Here is a 16,876-nt window from a genome sequence, read left to right on the forward strand (position 1 = left end):
ATATTACAATCTGACATATAATCGCTCTACACTAATCAAAACTACTATCATAAATGAAAAAGAGTAAAAATGGGTAGAAGCAGATATAAGATATTTGAACCGACACATCCACATTTTGTAACCTGCACTATCTTACATTGGTTGCCTATATTTACAAGAAAAGAGAGTGTCAATATTATACTTGAGTCTCTAAAGTTTTTACAAAAGCAGGACAATTTAAAACTACACGCTTATGTCATACTTGAAAACCACTTGCATATGGTATTGTGCAGTGATGACTTACAAAAAAGTATGGAATCGTTTAAAAAATTTACAGCAGTTGAAATTTTAAAACTATTACATAAAGAAAATGCTACTACCTTACTAGATCAATTGTCATTTTATAAAAAAGCACATAGACAAGAGAAGACATTCCAAGTATGGGAAGAAGGATACCAGCCAAAACTCATGCAAAATGATCTTATATTGAAAAGTAAGATCGAATATATTCATAAAAACCCTGTAAAACGTGGATATGTAGATGAAGCTGTACATTGGAGGTATTCTAGTGCCAGAGACTATCATGGAGAAGAGGGGTTGATTGAGATCGATAGGTTTTGGTAGACTTTTTGTAGTGGAGATTACGTTATGATTTCCTATGCATTCCACCTTCGGAGAGGTGGAACGAGGGAAATATCTTACATCGAACTATTTTTCAATCACTAGAGTTTTGCTACACATCCGGCCAATCACCAAATGGCCATGGTTTTTCATCAGAATTGAATCCCACGTAAGAGACAAGCTGTTTTGCGTACTCTGATAAACCCTCTGTAAACTGTAAGATCTTTTCATTCGGCTCGCCTGACAACCAAGTGTAAATAAATTGGGTAATAGCGACCACAAAAAGCACCATAGAGATAAATCTGCCTATGATCAGATATAAAAGTATATAGACTGCCCTTGCGATCCCTGGTTTTTCACGCTCATTCGTTTCGATCTCTTCCATCTTGACTCCCTTTTTGATTTGATTATAGCAGATTTCTTTATCTTCCTGCAAATCCTATGTGTCTATAAAACAGGCATTGCTACGGGATGGTTTCCAGCTCCATTTTCAGTGCGATATACTCAAGCAGGTCTTTGAGCGTAATAATACCAACAATTTTATGGTGTTCTATGACCAGTAACCGTGTGGATCCACGTTCATTCATTGTGTTCAGGGCATCCTCGATAGGCGTATACGATGCGATCGTATTGGATGGACTTGGTTCTTCCATGACCTCTCCGACAAGAAGATGCTTCCACTCTTCATGGGTATGCAGTTTCAGCATCTGAACCGTGATGAGTCCAAAGATCTTGCCCTCTTTGACCACAGGGAACATTTTATAGTGATAGCGATAGAGATACTTCTCAACAAACGCTTGCAGTGTGATATCAAAAGGCACACTTACCGGGGAGGGGTTCATAAAATGACGTACGGTTTTTCCTGAAAATGACTCCCTGATCAATAATCTCTGATACGAAGCATTCGCAGCGAAGAAGAGAAAAGCTCCGATCAGTATCCACCATAAGCCTCCTATAGTGTCATCTCCAATCATATGCATAAAGCCCATAAAGATAATAACAACGGCAAACATCAGACTGATACGTGAAGCAAGCTGTGTTGCCCAATGGATATCCCCCTTCATCCACCATAACAATGAACGAAGCACCCGTCCTCCATCGGTTGGAAATGCAGGTATCAGATTGAAAATAGCGATCAAGAGATTGATCGTACTCAAATAGCCCAAAAGCGCTATCATGGGTACCGAAAACTTCATGTTCTCTGCGGCTTGTGCTAGCCCGCCAAAGAGTATAGAGAGTGTAAAACTGGCTATCGGCCCTGCGATCGCCATAAAAAATTCACTTTTAGGCGTGCTGGGCTCATCCTGCATCTCAGCCACACCTCCAAAGATAAAGAGTGTAATACCTTTGATCTTCATACCATATTTACGGGCGATCAATGCGTGTGAGAATTCATGGATGATGATGGAAACAAAAAGCCCTATGGCTCCGATGACTCCCATCACCCAGTAGGTTTGTATGCCAAGTCCCGGGAAATAACTCGGGAAGAACCCCTTGGAAAGAGACCATACCACCAAAAAAAGGATAATACCCCAGCTCACATCTAGCGAGACTGTAAATCCAAGCAGTTTAAATAACGCCATTTTTCTTTTTAACATGCCAGTCCTTTACAACTTTGATAGGGTGAACTTTTAATTATAGCGGTTTTTTACACCCTTGGCTTTTTATTTTCCCATTCAACCCATTCCTTGAACAAATCATCTCAGATCTAAAGAAAAAAGTTAGTAAAGTATGTCAATATATGATACTTCATTAGTTAAGAAAGGCAATCCAAATGAGATTCTTCATCGGTTCACCCGTTATCATGGATGACTATGCTTCCATACAAAATGAGTTTAAAGATATTATCGAAGGGAAATGGGTAGAAGAGCAAAATCTGCATCTGACTTGGGTCTTTCTAGGGGATGTGAAAGAAGTAAATCCCATCATTGACAGACTTCAAGATGTATCCCCCATGAAAGATCATACCAGTATCAAAGCGTTAGGATATTTCGGACGGCCGCCAAAAATCTTTTTTGCTAAATCTGAAGAGACGGCATTGTACGACAAAGCAAGAGAGTTTAGAGATTCAGGCTTTGATCTTTACCGTTTCAAACCACATATTACGCTTTGCCGCATCAAAGCCATACATGATTACAAAGCCTACAAAGAGAAACTCAAAACCTATCGTGAAAGATCTTTAGGAGTGATACTCCCTGAAATACACCTTTATGAGAGTAACCTCTCTTCAGAGGGTGCACACTACAGCTGCAGATATACCGTTAAAAAAACTTAACCCAGCACCTTTTGAATGGCTTCCACCAATGCCTCTTTTTCAATACTCCGTATCTTTTTATCATAAGCTTCAAAACTCAAGCCCTCTTTAGCAACCTCTTTTTGTAAGATCACCTCTCCTCCATCAAGTTCAGAAGTGACATAATGCACAGATGCTCCACCATGGGTATGTTCATCTTTATAACTCTTCTCTATAGCATTAAGCCCTTTGTGTCTTGGGAGCAGAGAGGGGTGCAAGTTGATACTTTTGATATGCTCTGTAAAGGTAGGTGTCAAGATACGCATAAAACCTGCAAGTACAGTAAGGTCGGGGTTGTACTTGTGTAGGCACTCTACCACTGCAGCATCAAAATCTTCCCTGCTCTCATAGGCTTTTGAATCTATGATCTCAAGAGGGATAGATGCCTCTTTTGCAATGTGTATACCTTCAGCATTCGGATTATTTGTCAAGGCAACGACAACTTCAAATCCTTTGTGATGTAAAGTCTTGACGATATACGCGAAGTTGCTTCCTTTACCGCTAAAAAGTACAGCTATTTTTTTACCATTTGCCATTCAATGATTCCCTGCCTTGGTGTGTCATGCTTATTATCGTCGCATTGTAGCGTTTTAGCCCTTAACTGTACACTCTAACCTGCCTATCTCCTCTACCAGGTCTGTAGGCAGCATCGCATAAGAAGCCCCCTCATACTGATGTGCAGCGATCACTAAAGCCAAAGAGGCTTGAATGGCCGCATCAATGGCCGTATAGCCCTGTGCAAGTAGTGCAACGATGAGACCGGAAAGTACATCTCCACTGCCTCCTTTACTGAGTTTAGAACATCCTAAAGGGTTAATGTAAAGTCTCTCTTCCTGCATGATAAGGGTATTTGCTCCTTTAAGCAGGATCGTAATATGCGGATACCTGTCATTGAACTTTCGTACCATCTCAAAACGTTTCTCTTGTACCTGTGTCACCGTTAACTGCTCCCCTGTCAATACCTTCCATAGTACGACAAACTCTTTGGGATGCGGGGTGATAACGATCTCCCTGTCCTTCTGCTCCAAAACAGCCAGGATCTCTTCATTATAGAAACTGTCTGCATCCAATACAATAGGCAAATGGCTCTTTACCACATACTTCTGTAAAAATTCACTCTCAAAGTGACATCCCAGTCCCATACCTATGGCCATGGCCGATGCATTGTCAGGAACGACCGTTGAGTGCATCAGATAAGGAGGCGGTGTGATCTTTTCATGGACTACCAGTGTCGTAAGCCCTGCACCGAATGTAGCTGCAGCCATCCCAGAGATGATACCCGCCCCCTCTTTTTCTCCACAAAATACAGCTGCATGTCCGAAACTGCCTTTATGCGTGGACTGTTCTCTTCTGCTGGGAAGTTTTAGATCACACCTCTCGAGTAGACAAGTGTGACTCTCTCCTTCATAAAACAGTGAACTCACGCCAAGATCAACACGTAAAAGTTCTCCTACTACATCTTTACAGGCATCTAAAAACAATGCTTCTTTATAGGCTCCCATGGTCAAGGTCACATCTGCATGAAATGCCATAGGCATAAGTGTACCTTTCACTCCGACCCCTGTAGGGATATCACAGGCTATCTTATATGCTTTCATCGCATTAAGCTGATGCAGTAGATGTTCTGTAGCCTCATCTATATTCCTATTGAGACCTGCACCAAAAAGAGCATCCACCACTATATCCGTCTGGCTTACCTCATCGACAGTTTTTAGGCCTAAAAGCCTGGCACGTTCAAACTGTCTTTTTGCCATTTCCGAATGTAAAGTAAAAGGGATATGTAGTTTAATCTCATAATCTCCGTGAAGCTGACGCCCCAATGCGATACCGTCTGCCCCATTGTTCCCAGTACCTGCCACGATCAATACAGACGTGCCTTTGGGAAAATGTTTACGGATATAATCAGCCATACCCACAGCTGCATGCTCCATCAGTATATCTTCACTCAGCCCATAGCTTTCATAACATCTTTCATCTAAGGCATAACAATTTTCAAATACTTTTTGCATCTTGGCTCCTTCGACTGCTTACTACTACTCCCATTTTATCACAAATTAATACTAACTCGATATAATCCCATCATAATTTATCTATCTTGGTCCAGAACCAGGAAATTTTGATAAGGAAGGGGGTGCCTTTCGATGCCAGGAATTATGCTATCACAACGTGATTCTTTTGATGATGCTTACAGAAAATTCAAAAGACAATGCGACAGAAACCTTATCGTGACAGAAGCGAGAGCTAGACAAAACCACGAAACTGAGACTGAAAAGAGAAAAAAAGAGAAGATTGCAACTCGCAAGAAAATCCTTAAAAAACTCTTCATGCTTAGAAGATACGAGTCTAGACTGTAATTTTTACAGCTGTAGGGCATCTGCCCTGCGACTCACCTCACTTTTTTACTCAAACCACCACAAATTTCCTTTAACTCATTACACCTTATTTAACTTTTCGCTAAAATAATTTCATATTTTTACGAAGGTTTTCTCATGACATTTACGACCACATTACAAAAAGACGCTATTAAGATCATGCTCCTGGGTTCGGGTGAACTTGGTAAAGAAGTTGCTATTGAAGCACAACGACTTGGGATAGAGGTCATCGCAGTCGATAAATATGAAAATGCCCCTGCACACCTTGTAGCTAACCGCTCTTATGCCATAGACATGCAGGACAAGGAAGCCGTACTGGCACTCATAGAAAAAGAGCAGCCCTCTTTTATCTTACCTGAAGTAGAAGCGATCAGCATTGCAGCCCTTTTTGAAGCAGAAGCCAGAGGTTTTCATGTAATCCCAAATGCCGAAGCTGTCAATAAAACAATGAACCGTAAGAACATCCGTGTTTTTGCAGCAGAAGAACTGGGATTAAAAACAAGCAAATATGAGTTTGTGACCACGCTTGAAGGGCTTAAAGAAGCAGGTGAGCGCATAGGTTTCCCTTGTGTCATTAAACCCGTGATGAGTTCATCCGGCCATGGCCAAAGTATCGCAAGAACAGCGGATGATATAGAAAGATCATGGGAGATGGCAAAAGAGGCACGCGGGGATGCCTCTGAACTGATCGTAGAAGAGTTCATACCTTTTGACTACGAGATCACCCTTTTAACCGTACGTAACGAAACAGGAACGACATTCTGTGAGCCTATCGGGCATGTGCAAAAAGATGGGGATTTCATCCTCTCATGGCAGCCGATGCAAATGACCCCGGCATCGCTTACAAAAGCACAAGAGATCGCAAAATCAGTCACTGACGGCCTGGGTGGCCGTGGTATCTTCGGTGTGGAATTCTTCGTGAAAGATGATGAAGTCTACTTCTCTGAACTAAGCCCTCGTCCCCATGATACGGGAATGGTTACACTCGTGACACAAAGCCAAAGTGAGTTTGCCCTGCATGTAAGAGCAGTACTAGGACTGCCTCTTGACTTTACCTTCTATGGTTCAGGTGCTTGTGGGGCATACAAAGCCAAAAATGAAAGCCATAACCCTACACTTGACGTCCCGGACACTGCCTTTACAAAAGACAGTTTTGTAAGGGTCTTTGGAAAACCGGAATCCCACCTAGGCCGTCGTATGGCAGTCAGTCTTGTACTGGATGAAGTAGAAGAGGCCAAAAGAAGAGCCACGCAGATCGTAGAGAATATTTCAGATCACTAAGAGGAGCACTGATGCATTTTTTTGCTAGGGTTTTTTTACCCTTTTTACTCTTTGTGTATATTGGTATTGAAACGTATCTAAGATTACAACATACTTCTCTTTGTGGAGAAGTAGGTTGCGCACTTGCAGGAGAACTCCTTAGATTTGACCATATGTATCTCAATTATTTTGGTTTGGCCGGCGTACTCTCTTTGATCATCACAGGCTACCGTTCACTCAAAAGCAGTTTTTTTGAAGCACTCTTTTTCGTTCTGCTTTACTCTAGTATAGCCTTTGAAACAACGATCATTAGCTACCAGTTCATTGCCAACCCTGAACCCTGTCTCTTCTGTCTGAGTGTCTTCTCCTCTCTGCTGGTCATTGCACTCTTTAGCCACATGAAGCAGTTTGCTGTGGTTCTGGCTACCGTGCTTTTCATTTTTATCGGATTGAATATCTTGACCATTCCCCAAAATAGATCTTTTGTGACTGCCCCTGATCTCTATCTCATACAGTCAGAGACATGCAGCCATTGCAAAAAGGTAAAAACGTATTTTTCGGAGCATCATATAGCCTATACACCTATCTCTGCAAAAGAGATCAATGCCAGAGGATTTTTAAAATTTGTGGATATCAGCACTATACCCGTACTCATTATCAAAGAGTCCTCAAAGATGACCATTTTAAAGGGTGATCAAAAGATCATTGCACATTTTGATGCAAAAAATAAAGAAGAAGTTAGTCCCATGCCGGTACAAAACAGTACTTTAGGGCTCTCTTCAGATTTTTTAGCTGCAGGAGGAGAGGCAGGTTGTGCACTGACTATCACAGAAACACCTTCTTGTGCAGATGATAATGCTACACCCATACTTCAACACTAAGGCAATAGATGAATATCGTATTACTAGACGCTAAAACATTAGGTAGTGACCTGGACATCACTGCCCTGGAATCTTTTGGAACACTGACCGTCTACCAGACCACTTCTAAAGAAGAGACACTTGAACGCATCCAGAATGCAGACATCATCATCACCAATAAAGTGATCATCTCTGCGGATATGATGCAAGCAACACCTACTCTGAAACTCATTTGCATCGCTGCTACAGGGATGAATAATGTAGACCTGGAGGCTGCCAAAGCCAAAGGTATAGAGGTCAAAAATGTTGCAGGATATTCAACCAAGAGTGTGGTACAACATACCTTTGCGATGGCACTCTATCTCCTTGAAAAAATGGCATATTATGACAGTGTGGTAAAAGATGGATCATGGAGTGCATCAGGGCTTTTTACGGATGTCAGTCAGCCTTTTTATGAAATATCAGGAAAAAAATGGGGGATCATCGGTTTTGGAACCATAGGCCAAGAGGTTGCCAAGGTCGCAACAGCATTTGGGGCCGAAGTGAGTTACCACTCTACTAGCGGGGAAAACCTTCATCATGACTACCCACATCAGAGTTTAGAAGAACTGCTCAAAGACTGTGACATCATCTCTATTCATGCACCGCTCAATGATGCTACCTATAACCTCATCAATGAGAACAACCTCTCTTTGATCAAAGAAGGTGCTATTCTTTTAAATCTCGGACGGGGAGGCATCGTCAATGAAAGAGATCTGGCCTTTGAACTGGACAGACGCATACTCTATGCCGGTCTGGACGTGCTTGAAAAAGAACCCCTTACACTCGACAATAGCCTCAATGAAGTCAAACATAAAGAGAGGCTCCTGATCACGCCGCATATGGCTTGGGCAAGTATCGAAGCGAGAAAAAAGCTTCTTGAAGGTATTGTAGAGAATATTCAAAGGTTTATGGAGCGCATATGATAGATGTACTGATCATCGGTTCGGGTGGTGCGGGTCTTACAGCGGCACTTTCAGCAAAAAATGCCGGGGCTTCTGTCACCGTAGCAGGTAAAGCCTATCCGACCAATTCACAAACCTCTATGGCACAGGGAGGCATGAACGCTGCCCTTGGCAATGTCGGTGAAGACCATATACGTTCTCATATTGCAGATACCATCAAATCAGCAAAGGGACTTTGTGATGAAGCCATGGTAAAACAAATGTGCGAAGAGGCTCCTGGGACCATCGCATGGTTAGAGCGTTTGGGTGTGCCTTTTTCAAGGCTGGACAACGGAGAGACCGGTACCCAAACCATAGCCCAACGTCAAATGGGTGGGGCCTCGGCAAAACGTGCCTGTTATGCCCAAGACTATACCGGGCTGAAAATACTCCATACATTGTATGACACCTGTTTGAAAGAAGAGATTAACTTTTTGGATGAGCACTATCTTCTCAATCTTATCACACAAAACGGCACAGTCAAAGGTGCCACCTTTTTAGAGATACGTACAGGTGAGGTCAAGCAGATCAATGCAAAATCTATTGTAATCGCCACAGGAGGATATGGTGCCCTCTATCATGGGTTTACGACCAACGCCTATGGCTCTACAGGAGACGGTATAGCTGCGGTACTGCGTGCAGGAGGAGCAGTCTCTGACATGGAGTTCATCCAATTCCATCCCACGGCACTCAAACACTCCTCCATTTTAGTCTCTGAATCTGCCAGAGGGGAAGGTGGGTATCTTGTCAATGAGAGGGGTGAGCGTTTTGTAGATGAGCTCAAACCACGTGATGAAGTCGCCCGTGCCATCTTTAGCCAGATCCAAGAGGGACAGCGGGTCTTTTTGGATGTACGTCACCTGGGAGAAGAAAAACTCATGGAGCTCCTTCCCCAAGAGGTAGAACTCTGTAAATTGCATGAACATGTGGACCCTGCAAAAGCGCTCATCCCCATCAAACCTGTCGCGCACTACACAATGGGCGGGATAGAGGTAGACAGTATGTTGGAGGTCAATGGGATCAAAGGATGCTTCGCCGTAGGTGAATGTTCCAATGCCAAAGTACATGGTGCCAACCGTCTTGGGGGGAACTCACTGCTTGAGATAACAGCTTTAGGAAAACTGGCAGGAACCAATGCTTGCAAATATGCGCTTGATATAAGCGGTACTCCTGCAGATGATACCCAACGACAGAAAGATGCCCAAGAGATAGAAACACTCTTGTCACAGGCAGAAGCTGTCAATTTTTACCCTTACAGAGAGAAGCTGGGGAATCTTTTTTATCATAAGGTCGGTATTGTCAGAGAGAATGAGCAGCTCCATGAAGCTCTTGCTGAAGTCACTGCAATGCAAGAGAGTCAAAAAGAGATGGGGATCGCAGACAAAAGCCCTGCGAACAACCAGAATCTCATAGAGTTTTTGGAATTTCAAAATGCCCTGCTCTTGGCACCCACTATCATCACTTCGGCTATTGAAAGGGATGAAAGCCGAGGGGCACACTTCAAAATCGGATTTGAAAGTGAGAATGAAGCACTGAAAAAACACAGTATATACCAACTGGGAAAGGAAGAAACATGCAAATAAAGATCTTTCGAAGCGAAACCGGTACCCATCAATCCTACACCCTTCCCGATGGCGAGATTCCTCTTCTAAATGCCCTGAGCTATATCAAAGAGACACAGGATGCCTCACTGACTTTTTCTGCAGGATGCCGTGCTTCGGTTTGTGGTACATGTGCCGTACGTGTGAATGGAAGAGAAGTACTTGCCTGTGCCTATAAAGTAAAACCAGAAGATATTATTGAGCCACTACAGTACCACCCTGTACTGCGTGACCTCAAAGTAGATAAACACAAAGCCAAAGAGACGCTTCAAAAAAGTACCGCATGGATGCATAGTGCACAGGAAGCCTCGCTAACACACAGCGATGAAAAACTCTCTGAAAGACAAACAGACTGCATACTTTGTGACTCATGCTATTCCGTCTGTCCTGTCTATGCAGTAAACCCTGACTTCCTTGGCCCTTTTGCGTTGACACGTGCCTATCGTTACAGTACAGACAAACGGGAAAGCAGTGCAAAGAACATTATAGATAACATTCAGAGTAATGGTGTGTGGGATTGTACCCTATGCGGTGAGTGTACCGCTGTGTGCCCTAAAGGGATAGACCCCAAAATGGACATCACGATGTTAAGAGGACTCTCTGTACAAGAGGGATATCAAGATCCCTCGTTTGCAACACAGAGTTTTGGCACGCCGGATTTTGGCGGCGGAGGATTTGGGTTTGACCCCAATGCCGGATTTTAGAGGTCTCTAGGATCCACGATCTTCCCAGCGATTGCTGATGCCGCTGCTACAGCTGAGTTCGCCAAGTAGATCTCAGAGGTTCTGGCACCCATACGACCTACGAAGTTACGGTTGGTTGTAGCGACACAACGCTCACCATCACCCAAAATACCCATATATCCACCCAGACATGCACCACAAGTAGGGTTAGAGACTACGGCACCTGCTTCGATCAGAATATCCATCAAACCTTCATGCTGTGCTTGAAGCAATATCTTTTGCGTAGCTGGCGTTACGATCATACGTGTATGCTTTGCCACTCTTTTGCCTTTCATGATCTCCGCTGCGATACGCAGGTCTTCGATACGTCCGTTCGTACAAGACCCGATCATTACCTGGTCTACTTTGAGGTCATCTGCAACCGCTTGTTCTACAGGCTTACCGTTTGATGGCAAGAAAGGATACGCGATCACCGGAGAAAGTGCTGCTGTATCTATCGTGATCACTTGACAGTAGTTGGCATCTGGATCCGATACATGGATCTTAGGTTCAGCTCTTAACCCACCGTTGATCTCTTTTCGCTCTTCAAGATATGCCAAAGTGATATCATCCACCGCAAAGATACCGTTTTTAGCTCCCGCCTCGATCACCATATTCGCAATAGAGAATCTGTCAGCCATACCAAGATGCTGGATCGCCTCACCGGTAAATTCAATCGCTTTGTATAAGGCACCATCCACGCCTATCTGACGGATCAGTTCCAAGATGATATCTTTACCGTAGATATGCTCACCTGGTATACCTGTCAACTCGACTTTGATGGTTTCAGGTACTTTAAACCAGTTACCTCCTGTGATCATTCCGAATGAAAGGTCTGTACTCCCCATACCCGTTGAAAATGCACCCAGTGCACCATGGGTACAAGTGTGGCTGTCTGCGCCGATGATCACATCACCAGGAACAACCAGTCCTTTTTCCGGAAGTAACGCATGCTCGATACCCATATCTTTTTCATCGAAAAAGTATTTCAAATCATGTTTATAGGCAAAATCTCTAGAAATTTTTGCCTGGTTTGCCGAAGCAATATCTTTTGCCGGGATATAGTGATCCATCACGATACAAAAATTGTCGGGTCTAGCCAATTTCTCAGCACCTGACTCTTCAAACGCTCTAATGGAGATAGGAGTCGTAATATCATTTCCGATGATCATATCGATATCTACTCTAACGATCTCTCCTGCATGCACTTCACGTCCTGCATGTTCTGAGAAGATCTTTTCTGTCATAGTTTGTCCCATAGGTTGTCCTTCATTTTACACATAATGTATATAATATTGTGCGCATTATAGCAAAAAAAAATTATGCTAGAATTTCACAACAATTATGAAGAAAGACTCAAATGAAATTATACGAACTCAAAGCCATCGCCAAACGTCTGAATGACTTCTCGTTTATCAGTCGTGCCAGACGTGTTGAAGATAATACTTTAGAGTTGGTATTTGACAAATCCGACAGCTACTTTTTCAACATGACGCGTGGGCACAGTTTCATCTACAAAGCCCCGTCACAAAGACCGATCCAAGGGTATAATGCACCTTTTGACACTCTGCTTCATACACTCTTGTCTGCAAGCAAGATCATCTCTGTGGATGTACCCAATAATGACCGTATCTTGCGTTTGACACTCGCTCCAAAAAGTTCTTACAAGGACAAGATCATCTCCCTGCAGTTGGAATTTACAGGGAAAAATACCAATGCCATACTGATCGATGACAATGAGGTCATCATAGAAGCACTCAGACACATTGATGCTGACAGCTCTTTCCGTGTCATCCGTCCAGGCATGGAACTCCTTCCCATACCCTCATTCACACGTACAGAAGAGAGCAAAGAGATCCCAGATATTGATGCCTACCTTGAAGAACAATATCTTCATATACAATCTAAAAAACTTTCAGAGCTCAAAAAACAAAAACTCTCTCTTACGGATAAAAAGATTCAAAAACTCAGCCAACTTTTGAAAAAACTTCCCGATGAAACACAATTGAATGAAGAAGCGCAGAAGTACAAAGAGTATGCCAACCTCATCCTGGCCAATCTCTATCAGATCAAGCCCTATGACACGAAGCTTCAAACCTATGATTTTGAAGGCAATGAGATTACCATAAAACTGCCTAAAGATACGAAGGTAAACCGCATGAGTGACTACTTTTTTAACCTCTCCAAAAGGGCTAAGAACAAAGCCAAGAATGTACATATAGAAAAAGAGAACCTGGAAAGCAAAAAAACGTTCTATGAGAATATCTATTATGCGATCGAACAGGCAAAGGATCCGTATGAACTTGAACTTCTTGTCCCCAAACGCGGTAAGTCTCAACGTAAAAAAGAGCGTCTGAAAGAGGGAGAACTCTTCTGGATAGAAGACTATAAAGTCCTTGTAGGACGAAACAGTAACGAAAACCAAAAGCTTCTGGAAATGGCCAAAGCCAACGACCTGTGGATGCATATACGTGATGTGCCATCAAGCCATGTCATCATCAGAACCGATAAACAAAACCTGCCCGACTCCGTACTCAAAGCTGCCGCAAAGCTCTGTGTAGATTTTTCTGTGAAAAATCCCGGAGATTATGAAGTCGATTACACCAAGCGTAAATTTGTCAAAGTACAAGAAGGCTCCAATGTTCTTTACAACAAATACGATACGATTTCTGTCACCAAAGAGGGTGTGGAGATCAGAGTCTAGTACCTTCTAATCCAAAGCATGCTATAATATTCTTCATTTCAAAAACGAGGGAAGCGTCATGACAAAACTATTTACAGAGTATCAAGAACGATGGCTTACGGGTATTGGACTATTGGCACTTGTTGGATTTATCGGTTGGGTAGATAACTTTTTTGTGATGTGGGCTTTTTTGGGTACTATCTACATGTTCGCCTTTTATGAAGCGATGAAACTTTTCAAACTGACCGGTCCCTCTATGTATGTATGGGCTGTTCTCTTATGGTTCGTTGCCTATTTCTACCCTAATCCGGATGATCTCTTCTTCTTTATGGCCGTTATATTTGCTTCTTCTCTTGCCTATTTCCATAATTTTGACAAGAGGTTGCTCCTTCCTTTCCTTTACCCGGTCAGCGGAATACTCTTCTTTTTGATCCTCTACCAGGATTTTGGTATCGCATCTATGTTCTGGCTTCTTGTCACTGTCGCACTCACGGATATCGGTGCATTTTTTACAGGTAAAACCATAGGGAAAACAAAATTTTCAGATACCTCCCCAAATAAAACCCTAGAAGGTGTGTTTGGCGGTATTATCATCGCAACTCTTGCAGGTAGTTTTACCGGACTTTTTGTCGTTGAGTGGTGGATCGCGATCATTGTAACGCTTTTGACTTCTGTAGCTTCAGTGTTTGGAGATCTTTTCGAGTCTTATCTTAAACGTGAAGCGGGGGTAAAAGACTCTGGAGATTTGCTCCCGGGTCATGGTGGTATACTGGACCGAATAGATGGGTATCTCTTTGGTGCAGTCATCATGGTCATCGCACTCAGATCTTTGCTCTAATCTATGTCCAGCATCGTTTTACTCGGTTCGACCGGCTCCATCGGGGTCAATACCCTCATCATCGCAGAACGCTATAACATTGCTGTAGAAGCGCTTGTTGCAGGCAACAATATTGACCTGTTGAACGAGCAGATCAAAAAGCACCGACCCAAAGTGGTTGCGATCGCCAATGAATCAGACAGATCAAAAGTGGATCACCCTCATGTACTCTGTGGGACAGAAGGTATTTTGGAACTGATAGAGATGTCTCATAGTGATACTGTAGTAAATGCACTTGTAGGCTATACCGGTCTTGCACCTACACTTAAAGCCACCGGTCTTGGTAAAAAAGTGGCATTGGCAAACAAGGAGTCTCTGGTGGTTGCAGGAGAATTCATAGACATGTCCCTCATCACACCTATAGACTCTGAGCACTTTGGACTATGGTACCTTATGAATGAACGTCCTGTCTCTAAACTCTATATCACAGCAAGCGGCGGTGCATTTAGAGACTGGGAACTGGACAAAATGAAAGATGCGACCTTTTCAGATGCACTCAAACACCCTAACTGGTCCATGGGGAACAAGATCACTATCGATTCAGCTACCATGACCAATAAACTGTTTGAACTTTTGGAAGCAAAATGGCTCTTTAATACAACAAAGGTTGATGCTCTGATAGAAAAAAAATCGATCATTCATGCACTCGCAGAATTCACAGACGGTTCTACCACGGCACATTTTGCGGGTGTAGACATGAAACTCCCTATTGCCTTCGCACTAAGAGGAGAAGTGGAAGAGCCTATCCTGCCCCCGACAGATCTGCTCAGCATAGGTGCCTTGGAGTTTCTCCCCATTGAAGCGGAGCGTTACCCTATCTGGAATATCAAAGAGCATATCTTGGAACATGCCCATCTAGGTGTGGTGGTCAATGCGGCCAACGAAGAAGCGATAGAGGCATTTCAGAAAGATCAATGTTCCTTCTTTGGTATGAGTACAATGGTTTTAGATGCCTATAAACAGTTTGAAGATGTAAAAGCATCAAATATAGAAGAAATTATCCAAATAGATCAAGAGGTACGAGCCTATGTCAAACAACGATAAAGTACTCATCCTGCATGGTTGGGGAGGGAGTGATGCACCGCACTGGCAGGCGGAATTGGCTGCTGCTGTTGCAAAAAACTATGGCACTGTCTCTTTCCCTCTGCTTGACAACTGTCACTTTCCGAGCAAGAACAGGTGGATAAAACAACTCAAAGAGATACTTGAAGCGTTTAAACCAGATACCGTTGTGTGTCACTCTTTGGCCAATACGCTGTGGTTTTGGCTCTGCGAAGAAGAGGATTTCATGCAAGAGATATCTGAGGTAAAAAGACTTTTTATGGTATCACCCCCAAGTCTTACTACGGATGTAGATACTATCAAAACCTTCTTCCCTTGCAAGATGCCTCCAAAGCTCTATGCAAAAGAGATAAAAATGATCATCTCGGACAATGACCCATACATCGAAATCCCAGAAGCCCAAACAATAGCAAGCCGCTACGACATCCCCTTGAATATTATTGAAAATGCAGGGCACATCAATGCTGACAGCGGCTATGGGAAATGGCCCCTTATAGAAAAACTTGTATTGGACAGATCATGATCTTAAGTATCGAATCAAGCTGCGATGACAGCTCTATAGCCATCACTGAAATAGCCACAAAAAAAGTGCTGTATCATAAGAAGATCTCTCAGGAAGCACAACACTCCTGTTACGGTGGTGTGGTTCCTGAACTTGCATCCAGACTGCATGCTGTAGCACTCCCTGAGATACTGAAAGAGACCCAGCCCTACTTTGAAAAACTCAAAGCCATTGCAGTCACCAATCAACCAGGACTAGGGGTCACCCTGCTTGAAGGTATCGCTATGGCAAAGACCCTAAGTACGCTACTCGAGTTACCTCTGATCCCTGTACATCATCTTAAGGGGCATATTTACTCACTTTTTATAGAAAAGGAGGCTACCCTTCCCCTGCTGGTACTTCTCATCTCAGGAGGGCATACACAAGTCATAAGGGTTGAAAGTTTTGAACATATGGAGATCCTTGCTACGAGTATGGACGATTCTGTAGGTGAAAGTTTTGATAAATGTGCCAAGATGATGGGATTAGGCTATCCTGGAGGACCACTCATAGAAGCACTTGCCCTTAAAGGAGATGAAAGCCGTTTCGACCTTCCTGTACCGTTACGCAACTCCCCTCTCATCGCCTTTTCTCTCTCAGGGCTTAAAAATGCGGTCAGACTTCATGTAGAAGAGCTTGGCGGCAGTGAAGGGATGAGTGAACAGGACCGTGCGGATCTCTCTGCATCCTTTCAAAAAGCGGTCAAACTGCACCTGCTTCAAAAAAGCAAAAAGATCTTTGCAAAAGAGAAGATCAGAGACTTTGCTATCGTAGGTGGTGCATCCGCAAATAAATACCTGCGAAATGCGTATCAAGACCTTTGTGATGAGTTTGGAAAAACAATGCATGTGGCACCCCTTGAATATTGTGCTGACAATGCGGCCATGATAGGAAGATATGCACTGGAAGCCTACAAAAGAAATCTCTTCATTGACCCCAATGAAATCGATATTGTAAGCAACAAAAAACAACAAAATGGCATGCTCCTTTGATTGTCACTTTAATCCCCGCTTTATAGCCAG

At 43.2% G+C, this 16,876-nt stretch carries 18 protein-coding genes; 13 read left to right on the forward strand and 5 right to left on the reverse strand.

Going from position 1 to position 16,876, the window contains the following annotated elements; genetic code table 11:
- The first annotated feature begins 69 nt into the window (after positions 1 to 69).
- Positions 70 to 603 carry a hypothetical protein gene (locus tag SULAR_RS10270; protein ID WP_008245764.1) on the forward strand — a complete coding sequence of 178 codons (534 nt, stop codon included), beginning with the start codon at positions 70 to 72 and terminating at the stop codon, positions 601 to 603.
- A gap of 109 nt (positions 604 to 712) precedes the next feature.
- On the opposite strand, the gene SULAR_RS10275 is transcribed toward SULAR_RS10270, so the two are convergent.
- Positions 713 to 985: a DUF4389 domain-containing protein gene (locus tag SULAR_RS10275; RefSeq protein ID WP_008245766.1), complete on the reverse strand. Its 273-nt coding sequence runs from the start codon at positions 983 to 985 to the stop codon at positions 713 to 715.
- A 79-nt stretch (positions 986 to 1,064) separates the two neighbouring features.
- Positions 1,065 to 2,198, reverse strand: a complete 1,134-nt coding sequence (locus tag SULAR_RS10280) for a site-2 protease family protein (RefSeq protein WP_008245767.1) — start codon at positions 2,196 to 2,198, stop codon at positions 1,065 to 1,067.
- 176 nt (positions 2,199 to 2,374) lie between these two features.
- Between SULAR_RS10280 and thpR the strand changes: the two genes are divergently transcribed.
- Positions 2,375 to 2,875, forward strand: coding sequence for an RNA 2',3'-cyclic phosphodiesterase (gene thpR / locus SULAR_RS10285; RefSeq protein ID WP_008245769.1), 501 nt, complete (start codon positions 2,375 to 2,377; stop codon positions 2,873 to 2,875).
- Here the strand turns inward: thpR and purN are convergent.
- A complete protein-coding gene (gene purN / locus SULAR_RS10290) occupies positions 2,872 to 3,429 on the reverse strand; it encodes a phosphoribosylglycinamide formyltransferase (RefSeq protein WP_008245771.1) in 558 nt (185 codons plus the stop codon). The genes thpR and purN overlap by 4 nt on opposite strands.
- A 54-nt stretch (positions 3,430 to 3,483) precedes the next feature.
- The gene (locus SULAR_RS10295; protein ID WP_008245772.1) at positions 3,484 to 4,902 is read right to left on the reverse strand and encodes a bifunctional ADP-dependent NAD(P)H-hydrate dehydratase/NAD(P)H-hydrate epimerase; all 1,419 of its coding nucleotides are present in this window, start codon (positions 4,900 to 4,902) and stop codon (positions 3,484 to 3,486) included.
- 132 nt (positions 4,903 to 5,034) lie between these two features.
- Between SULAR_RS10295 and rpsU the strand changes: the two genes are divergently transcribed.
- The 6 genes from rpsU to SULAR_RS10325 all read left to right on the forward strand — a co-directional run bounded on the left by rpsU (position 5,035) and on the right by SULAR_RS10325 (position 10,673).
- A complete protein-coding gene (gene rpsU, locus SULAR_RS10300) occupies positions 5,035 to 5,247 on the forward strand; it encodes a 30S ribosomal protein S21 (RefSeq protein ID WP_008245774.1) in 213 nt (70 codons plus the stop codon).
- 135 nt (positions 5,248 to 5,382) lie between these two features.
- Positions 5,383 to 6,546, forward strand: coding sequence for a formate-dependent phosphoribosylglycinamide formyltransferase (gene purT / locus SULAR_RS10305; RefSeq protein WP_008245776.1), 1,164 nt, complete (start codon positions 5,383 to 5,385; stop codon positions 6,544 to 6,546).
- Positions 6,547 to 6,557: 11 nt separating this feature from the next.
- Entirely contained in the window at positions 6,558 to 7,406 is an 849-nt protein-coding gene (locus SULAR_RS10310; protein ID WP_008245779.1) for a hypothetical protein, read from the forward strand.
- An 8-nt stretch (positions 7,407 to 7,414) separates the two neighbouring features.
- Complete coding sequence (locus SULAR_RS10315; RefSeq protein WP_008245781.1) at positions 7,415 to 8,350, forward strand: D-2-hydroxyacid dehydrogenase; 936 nt, start codon at positions 7,415 to 7,417, stop codon at positions 8,348 to 8,350.
- Positions 8,347 to 9,951: an FAD-dependent oxidoreductase gene (locus SULAR_RS10320; protein WP_008245783.1), complete on the forward strand. Its 1,605-nt coding sequence runs from the start codon at positions 8,347 to 8,349 to the stop codon at positions 9,949 to 9,951. Before SULAR_RS10315 ends, SULAR_RS10320 begins: the two co-directional genes overlap by 4 nt.
- The gene (locus SULAR_RS10325) at positions 9,942 to 10,673 is read left to right on the forward strand and encodes a succinate dehydrogenase/fumarate reductase iron-sulfur subunit (protein WP_008245784.1); all 732 of its coding nucleotides are present in this window, start codon (positions 9,942 to 9,944) and stop codon (positions 10,671 to 10,673) included. The genes SULAR_RS10320 and SULAR_RS10325 overlap by 10 nt, the downstream gene beginning before the upstream one ends.
- Here the strand turns inward: SULAR_RS10325 and SULAR_RS10330 are convergent.
- Positions 10,670 to 11,950, reverse strand: a complete 1,281-nt coding sequence (locus SULAR_RS10330) for a 3-isopropylmalate dehydratase large subunit (protein WP_008245786.1) — start codon at positions 11,948 to 11,950, stop codon at positions 10,670 to 10,672. The genes SULAR_RS10325 and SULAR_RS10330 overlap by 4 nt on opposite strands.
- Positions 11,951 to 12,051: 101 nt before the next feature.
- Here SULAR_RS10330 and SULAR_RS10335 point away from each other — a divergent pair, with 101 nt between their 5' ends.
- From SULAR_RS10335 to tsaD, 5 genes are read left to right on the forward strand one after another with little or no spacing between them, the layout of a single operon-like run.
- On the forward strand, positions 12,052 to 13,395 hold the full coding sequence (locus tag SULAR_RS10335) for an NFACT RNA binding domain-containing protein (protein WP_008245789.1): 1,344 nt from the start codon (positions 12,052 to 12,054) through the stop codon (positions 13,393 to 13,395).
- A 58-nt stretch (positions 13,396 to 13,453) separates the two neighbouring features.
- A complete protein-coding gene (locus tag SULAR_RS10340) occupies positions 13,454 to 14,212 on the forward strand; it encodes a phosphatidate cytidylyltransferase (RefSeq protein WP_008245791.1) in 759 nt (252 codons plus the stop codon).
- A 12-nt stretch (positions 14,213 to 14,224) separates the two neighbouring features.
- Positions 14,225 to 15,295, forward strand: coding sequence for a 1-deoxy-D-xylulose-5-phosphate reductoisomerase (gene dxr / locus SULAR_RS10345; RefSeq protein WP_038000626.1), 1,071 nt, complete (start codon positions 14,225 to 14,227; stop codon positions 15,293 to 15,295).
- A complete protein-coding gene (locus SULAR_RS10350) occupies positions 15,279 to 15,836 on the forward strand; it encodes an alpha/beta hydrolase (protein ID WP_008245794.1) in 558 nt (185 codons plus the stop codon). Before dxr ends, SULAR_RS10350 begins: the two co-directional genes overlap by 17 nt.
- Positions 15,833 to 16,846 carry a tRNA (adenosine(37)-N6)-threonylcarbamoyltransferase complex transferase subunit TsaD gene (gene tsaD, locus SULAR_RS10355; protein ID WP_008245796.1) on the forward strand — a complete coding sequence of 338 codons (1,014 nt, stop codon included), beginning with the start codon at positions 15,833 to 15,835 and terminating at the stop codon, positions 16,844 to 16,846. The genes SULAR_RS10350 and tsaD overlap by 4 nt, the downstream gene beginning before the upstream one ends.
- Positions 16,847 to 16,876: the final 30 nt, after the last annotated feature.

It is taken from the genome of Sulfurovum sp. AR (genome assembly GCF_000296775.1).
Classification (GTDB): Bacteria; Campylobacterota; Campylobacteria; order Campylobacterales; family Sulfurovaceae; genus Sulfurovum; species Sulfurovum xiamenensis.

What these genes read in the sequence shown, in the direction of transcription:
- SULAR_RS10270 (WP_008245764.1), top strand. Translation starts at nt 70, where the DNA reads ATGGGTAGAAGCAGATATAAGATATTTGAACCGACACATCCACATTTT.
- SULAR_RS10275 (WP_008245766.1), bottom strand. Translation starts at nt 985, where the DNA reads ATGGAAGAGATCGAAACGAATGAGCGTGAAAAACCAGGGATCGCAAGG.
- SULAR_RS10280 (WP_008245767.1), bottom strand. Translation starts at nt 2,198, where the DNA reads ATGTTAAAAAGAAAAATGGCGTTATTTAAACTGCTTGGATTTACAGTC.
- thpR (WP_008245769.1), top strand. Translation starts at nt 2,375, where the DNA reads ATGAGATTCTTCATCGGTTCACCCGTTATCATGGATGACTATGCTTCC.
- purN (WP_008245771.1), bottom strand. Translation starts at nt 3,429, where the DNA reads ATGGCAAATGGTAAAAAAATAGCTGTACTTTTTAGCGGTAAAGGAAGC.
- SULAR_RS10295 (WP_008245772.1), bottom strand. Translation starts at nt 4,902, where the DNA reads ATGCAAAAAGTATTTGAAAATTGTTATGCCTTAGATGAAAGATGTTAT.
- rpsU (WP_008245774.1), top strand. Translation starts at nt 5,035, where the DNA reads ATGCCAGGAATTATGCTATCACAACGTGATTCTTTTGATGATGCTTAC.
- purT (WP_008245776.1), top strand. Translation starts at nt 5,383, where the DNA reads ATGACATTTACGACCACATTACAAAAAGACGCTATTAAGATCATGCTC.
- SULAR_RS10310 (WP_008245779.1), top strand. Translation starts at nt 6,558, where the DNA reads ATGCATTTTTTTGCTAGGGTTTTTTTACCCTTTTTACTCTTTGTGTAT.
- SULAR_RS10315 (WP_008245781.1), top strand. Translation starts at nt 7,415, where the DNA reads ATGAATATCGTATTACTAGACGCTAAAACATTAGGTAGTGACCTGGAC.
- SULAR_RS10320 (WP_008245783.1), top strand. Translation starts at nt 8,347, where the DNA reads ATGATAGATGTACTGATCATCGGTTCGGGTGGTGCGGGTCTTACAGCG.
- SULAR_RS10325 (WP_008245784.1), top strand. Translation starts at nt 9,942, where the DNA reads ATGCAAATAAAGATCTTTCGAAGCGAAACCGGTACCCATCAATCCTAC.
- SULAR_RS10330 (WP_008245786.1), bottom strand. Translation starts at nt 11,950, where the DNA reads ATGGGACAAACTATGACAGAAAAGATCTTCTCAGAACATGCAGGACGT.
- SULAR_RS10335 (WP_008245789.1), top strand. Translation starts at nt 12,052, where the DNA reads ATGAAATTATACGAACTCAAAGCCATCGCCAAACGTCTGAATGACTTC.
- SULAR_RS10340 (WP_008245791.1), top strand. Translation starts at nt 13,454, where the DNA reads ATGACAAAACTATTTACAGAGTATCAAGAACGATGGCTTACGGGTATT.
- SULAR_RS10350 (WP_008245794.1), top strand. Translation starts at nt 15,279, where the DNA reads ATGTCAAACAACGATAAAGTACTCATCCTGCATGGTTGGGGAGGGAGT.
- tsaD (WP_008245796.1), top strand. Translation starts at nt 15,833, where the DNA reads ATGATCTTAAGTATCGAATCAAGCTGCGATGACAGCTCTATAGCCATC.